The sequence below is a fragment of the Kribbella turkmenica genome, from assembly GCF_004348725.1.
Lineage (GTDB): Bacteria > Actinomycetota > Actinomycetes > Propionibacteriales > Kribbellaceae > Kribbella > Kribbella turkmenica.
In genome coordinates, this window is the sequence record NZ_SMKR01000281.1 from 1 (window position 1) to 4,510 (window position 4,510).

Consider the following 4,510-nt stretch of genomic DNA (forward strand, 5'->3'; position numbering starts at 1 on the left):
GCCGCCGCCCAGCGGGCGCTCGCGCCCGGCGCCAGGCAGATCAGCACGATGCCGGCGGCGGTGGCGAGCGGGAAGGTGCCGGCGTGCAGCCAGCCGCGGAGCTTTGGCTTGAGCGGTCCGAGCTTTCCGGACAGCCGGTGACCGAGTTCGTGGGGCTGGGTGCTGCTAGCGGTCATCGCCGTCCTTCCGAAGGGCTCCGGGCGGTGGTCCTGCCTACGCAACCGTAACCTACGGAACCGTAGGTTCAAGGGTGCGCAAGCATGAAATGTAGGCGAGATCACCAGCATCCACAGCTCCCCTCGCGTGTCCGACGCACGAACTCCGGCGAAAGTTCGATCGTCGGAGGAGATCGCAGCGGCCCTCTCGCCGGTGGCGATTCTGGGCTAGCGTTGTGACCGAGAGCCTTCGAGGAGAGCACCCTGCCCATGCGGACACCAGGCAAGCAGAAGCTGCGCGACGCGTTGTACACGCTGTACGAGCGCCGAGTACGCCGGTCCCTGTCACCGGACCGGATCCCGCGGCACATCGGCGTCATCATCGACGGCAACCGGCGCTGGGCCCGGTCGGCCGGTAACCCGGTGTCCCACGGTCACGAGGCCGGGGCGAACAAGATCTCCGAGTTCCTCGACTGGTGCGACGACGTCGGCGTCAAGGTGGTCACCGTCTGGATGCTCTCCACGGACAACCTCAGCCGCCCGGCCGACGAGCTGGAGCCGCTGCTGCGGATCATCGAGCAGACGGTCGAGGAGCTCACCTCGATCGGCCGCTGGCGGATCCACCCGGTCGGTGCCCTCGACCTGTTGCCCGGGGCCACCGCGGAGACGCTGAAGGCGGCCGAGACGGCCACCCACGGCGTCGACGGGATGCTGGTCAACGTCGCGGTCGGGTACGGCGGCCGGCGCGAGCTGGCCGACGCGGTCCGCTCGCTGCTGCTCGAGGAGGCCGCGAAGGGCATCTCGATCGAGGAGCTCGCCGAACGCGTCGATGTCGAGCACATCGCCCGGCACCTGTACACCAAGGGCCAGCCCGATCCCGATTTGGTCATCCGGACGTCGGGTGAGCAGCGGCTGGGCGGCTTCCTGCTGTGGCAGAGCGCGCTGAGCGAGTTCTACTTCTGCGAGGCGCTCTGGCCCGACTTCCGGCACGTCGACTTCCTCCGGGCGATCCGGAGCTACGCGCAGCGGGAGCGCCGGTTCGGGACGTGACCCCGCGGCCACACCGGCGGCACGCCGTACGGCGCCTGAGGTAGTACGCGTACGTCGCCGCGCCGAGCCCTGTTCCCCAGAGCACCCACAGGACGCCGGGAAGATTCAGTGCCCAGTTGTCCGCGGAGACCGGCCTCTGGGCGTTCATGAGACCTGCGGGGACCAGTACGACGGCCACTGCCGACGCGGGGATGATCGCGAGCAGTGGCGGCACGCCCCGGCCGGCCTTGGACCAGATCCACCGCGGGTAGACCTCGCCCCAGCGTCGTACCAGGCCGTGGGTGAGGATGCCGCCGGTGATGCCCATCACGGCCAGCGCGAGGCCCATCTCCAGCATCCCCGGGGTGTCGGCCATCATTCGGTGGAACTCGTCGGTGATGCCCAGCGGCCAGCCGAAGTACCAGGCCAGCCGGGTGAACTCGTACGGCAGGTTGGCCACCACCGACACGGCGACCGCCCAGCGACCCCAGCGCAGCGCGGACTCGGGGGTCGTCCACGTCTTCGCCGGTCCGTCGCCGCGGCCGCAGGAAACACACGTCGTCCGGCTGCGACGGTGGTACGCGATCGCGGTCGCGGCCCAGAGCAGCCCGCCGACGAAGAGGATGACCAGGTTCACCCGGTGCCAGTAGAGGATGTCGACGACACCTCCCTGATCACCCGGTATGCCGGTGAACGCGAACACGAGGATCGCCGGCGAGAGGGCGAGCAGCGCGAGCAGCGTGTAGTCGGGGATGACGAGGGCCAGGCCGACGGCAAGGGTCCCGGCGATCGTCTGCAGCACCGTGCCGCGGGCGCGCCGCCTGGTCATCACCAGCGCCAGCACGGCGCCGCCGAGTCCGACCACGGCCATCACGGGAGCCACCACGCCGGCCGGCGCACCTTCGAGGATCGAGGCGGTGGCGCGGTCGTCGGGTACCTTCGCGAACGGGTAGCCGGCTCCGCCGAAAGACCAGTGCACGCCCAGTACGCCGTACACCAGCGACCAGAGCGCGGTCGCGTAACCGGTCAGTTCGGGCCAGTGTTTTCGCATGACGTCAGCGTTCCGCGCGCGGGCGCCGGACCGGATCACTCCGGAGAGTGAGCGGCCTCCCTCGGGTGGTGGACAAGGTGTAACAAGCCGTTAACCCCGGGGACGGGCGTGTCGGGCTGCGCGGTTTGGTCGGCGGATCTAACCTCCTAAGTGACGGTCGGAGGGGAAGCCGGCTGTCCGGGAGGCCCGATCAGCTTGAGAAGCGTTCGCCAGCCGGTTGCCCCATGAGGGGCAGAACGGAGTGCCCGAGACGTATCGTCTCGATCTCACTGGTTCCCGGATCCGCTCGTGCGGCGGTCCGGTGGGGATCTGCACCAGGTCCCCGGGCCAGCTCCCGGTCCATCACCTAACCACTGGTGGGCCGGGCGTGGTGCACGTCGCGGCCCGAGAGGACGTGCGACATGGCTGCCACCCACGCCAAGGCGTCAAGTACCTCATCCACACCGGCCCAGCGCACCTTCGTGCTGGACACCTCGGTGCTCCTGTCGGACCCGCACGCGATGATGCGGTTCGACGAGCACGAGGTGGTCGTCCCGGTGGTCGTCGTCACCGAATTGGAGGGCAAACGGCATCACCCGGAACTCGGCTACTTCGCGCGCACCGCGCTGCGGCTGCTCGACGAGCTCCGGATCCTGCACGGACGTCTGGACGCGCCCCTGCCAGTGGGGGAGAAGGGTGGAACCCTCCGGGTCGAACTGAACCACACGGACCCGGAGAGCCTGCCGGCCGGTTTCCGGCTCGGCGACAACGACAGCCGGATCCTGGCGGTCGCCTGCAACTTCAAGGCCGAGGGCCGCGACGTCACGCTGGTCTCCAAGGACCTGCCGATGCGGGTGAAGGCGTCGGCCTGCGGGCTGATGGCCGAGGAGTACCGCGCCGAGCTGACGCTGGAGTCCGGCTGGACCGGCACGGGCGAGCTCGAGGTCCAGGCCGCGGACGTCGACGACCTGTACGAGAACGGCGTTCTGGAGCTGCCGCAGGCCGGTGAGTTCCCGACCCACACCGGGCTCGTGCTGCTGTCCGAGCGGGGCAGCGCCCTCGGCCGGGTGATGCCGGACAAGCGGATCCGGCTGGTCCGCGGCGACCGGGAGGCGTTCGGGATCCGCGGCCGGTCGGCCGAGCAGCGGGTCGCCCTCGACCTGCTGCTGGACCCCGACGTCGGCATCATCTCCCTCGGCGGCCGGGCCGGTACCGGCAAGTCGGCGCTCGCCCTCTGCGCCGGCCTCGAGGCAGTGATGGAACGGCGGCAGCACAAGAAGGTCGTGGTGTTCCGGCCGCTGTTCGCGGTCGGCGGCCAGGAGCTGGGCTACCTGCCCGGCTCGGAGTCGGAGAAGATGCAGCCCTGGGCGCAGGCCGTCTACGACACGCTGGGCGCGCTCACCAGCGCGGACGTGATCGACGAGGTGATGGACCGCGGCATGCTCGAGGTGCTGCCGCTGACCCACATCCGCGGGCGGTCGCTGCACGACGCGTTCGTGATCGTGGACGAGGCCCAGTCGCTGGAGCGCAACGTGCTGCTCACCGTGCTGTCCCGGGTCGGCGCCAACTCGCGGGTGGTGCTCACCCACGACGTCGCCCAGCGGGACAACCTGCGGGTCGGCCGGCACGACGGCGTGGTGGCGGTGGTCGAGCAACTCAAGGGACACCCGCTGTTCGCGCACGTGACCCTGAACCGGTCGGAGCGTTCGCCGATCGCCGCGCTGGTCACCGAGATGCTGGACGATCTGCAGCTGTAAGGAGCGTTTCTACTCTTAGGTAATAAGGCTCTGTTAAGCGGAGGTAAGACTTCCGCGCTCCCCGGTGCGGCCGCCTACGTGGCGGCCGCACCGTTGCTTGTGACCTGCTTGTGATCACGGTCCGTTTAGGCCAGAGTATGTTCCTGTTGCAGCCGACGGGGGTCGGGTTTTCTCGGAAGGACAGATGAAAGCGAAGCGCTCCGTCGCGGCTCTCTCAGTGACTGGGATCGCCGTCGTCTCCGTTGTCGCCGGTATCGACCTCTTCAGCTCTCCCGGGAGCAGCCACGCCTCCGAGCAGGTCTCCGGCCGGGCCGAGATGGCCGTGCTGAACAGCGAGAAGGCCCGCGCGGTGAAGACGCCGTCGGCCAAGCCGCTCGACGCCGAGGAGCAGGCCAAGGAGGTCGCCAGGCTGCGCAACCAGCTCGAGGCGGTCGAGCTCTCGTTGGTCTTGCGGAGCGCCTCGTACCGCTTCAGGGCGGCGTTCTTGGCCGCGCGCTTCACCGCAGCCTGGTCTTGCGCCTGCTTCCGGGCCAGCTCGG

At 69.5% G+C, this 4,510-nt stretch carries 2 protein-coding genes and 1 pseudogene; all 3 read left to right on the plus strand.

The features are described from left to right. Nucleotides 1-425 precede the first annotated feature (425 nt). Nucleotides 426-1,205 (plus strand): isoprenyl transferase, encoded by a 780-nt coding sequence (locus tag E1218_RS34910; protein WP_132327311.1) that lies wholly within the window; start codon nucleotides 426-428, stop codon nucleotides 1,203-1,205. A gap of 1,431 nt (nucleotides 1,206-2,636) precedes the next feature. After that, on the plus strand, nucleotides 2,637-3,971 hold the full coding sequence (locus E1218_RS34920; RefSeq protein ID WP_132327312.1) for a PhoH family protein: 1,335 nt from the start codon (nucleotides 2,637-2,639) through the stop codon (nucleotides 3,969-3,971). Nucleotides 3,972-4,155: 184 nt separating this feature from the next. Next, a pseudogene (locus tag E1218_RS34925) lies at nucleotides 4,156-4,510 on the plus strand (hypothetical protein); the annotation flags it as partial.

Bases quoted from the DNA above. Each gene is read 5' to 3' on its own strand.
- E1218_RS34910 (WP_132327311.1), top strand. From the start codon at position 426: ATGCGGACACCAGGCAAGCAGAAGCTGCGCGACGCGTTGTACACGCTG.
- E1218_RS34920 (WP_132327312.1), top strand. From the start codon at position 2,637: ATGGCTGCCACCCACGCCAAGGCGTCAAGTACCTCATCCACACCGGCC.